2 pseudogenes are annotated in these 1,200 nt (G+C 75.6%); both read left to right on the forward strand.

From position 1 onward, the window contains the following. Positions 1-309: pseudogene (locus tag ACFXPK_RS32935) on the forward strand (oxidoreductase); the annotation flags it as partial. Positions 310-470: 161 nt separating this feature from the next. Beyond that, positions 471-1,106 (forward strand): annotated as a pseudogene (gene panC / locus ACFXPK_RS32940) (pantoate--beta-alanine ligase); the annotation flags it as partial. Positions 1,107-1,200: the final 94 nt, after the last annotated feature.

Here is a 1,200-nt window from a genome sequence, read left to right on the forward strand (position 1 = left end):
GGCGCCACAGAGCGCGCGCGATCTATTGAGCGCCCCGCGGCGCGCCCCCCCGGGCCCCGGCGGGGGGACACCGCCGCGGGCCGGGGGCGGGGGGGCGCGCGGGCCCGCCCCGCCGCGCATGTCGCCGAGTGGCGCGCCCACGCCCCCGGCGCCGTCGCCGGCTACCTCGCGATGGCCCGTACGACCGCCGACCGGGCGCTGGCGCACGGGCTGCTCAAGCCGGAGCTGGCGGAGGACCTGCTCGGCGTGCTCGCGGGCGGCGACACCCCCGGGAACGCCACGGGCGGCGCCGCCGGAGGCACCCGATGAGCCCAGCCACCGCACCGATGAGCCCCGCCGCACGGACCGGACCCACGGCACAGATGAGCCCCGCCGCACGGACCGGACCCACGGCAGCGATCAGCCCCACCGCACGGACCGGTCCCGCCGGACGGACCGCCGGGACCGGAGAGACCGGAGACACGGACCCCATGAGCTTCGAACTCGCCGCCACGCGCGCGGACCTCGACCGCCTCCTGGACCGGCGCGCCCCCGGCGCCCGGATCGGCGTCCTGTTGACGATGGGCGCCCTCCACGAGGGCCACGCCACGCTCGTACGGGCCGCCCGCACCCGGGTCGGACCCCAGGGCCTCGTCGTCGTCACCGTCTTCGTCAACCCCCTCCAGTTCGGCGCCGGGGAGGACCTGGACCGCTACCCGCGCACCCTCGACGCCGACCTGAAGGTCGCGCGGGAGGCCGGCGCCGACATCGTCTTCGCACCGGCGGCCGACGAGGTCTACCCCGGCGGCGCCCCGCAGATCACCCTCTCCGCGGGACCCATGGGCGAGCACTTCGAAGGCGCCTCACGCCCCGGCCACTTCGACGGCATGCTCACGGTCGTCGCCAAGCTCCTCCACCTCACCCGCGCCGACGTCACCTTCTTCGGCCTCAAGGACGCCCAACAGCTCGCCCTGGTCCGCCGGATGGCCCGCGACCTGAACTTCCCGGTCGAGATCGTCGGCGTACCGACGGTCCGCGAGGACGACGGCCTCGCGCTCTCCAGCCGCAACCGCTACCTGTCGGTGGCCGAGCGCCGTACCGCCCTCGCGCTCTCCCACGCCCTGTTCGACTGCATATAGTGTCTTGGGGTCGATGACGAGTTTCTCGGACTCGACGAGTCCTAGCTGGTGCACGTCTCCCGCGCCGCCCGCCTCTCCGCCC

It is taken from the genome of Streptomyces sp. NPDC059142, from assembly GCF_042755665.1.
Taxonomy (GTDB): Bacteria; Actinomycetota; Actinomycetes; order Streptomycetales; family Streptomycetaceae; genus Streptomyces.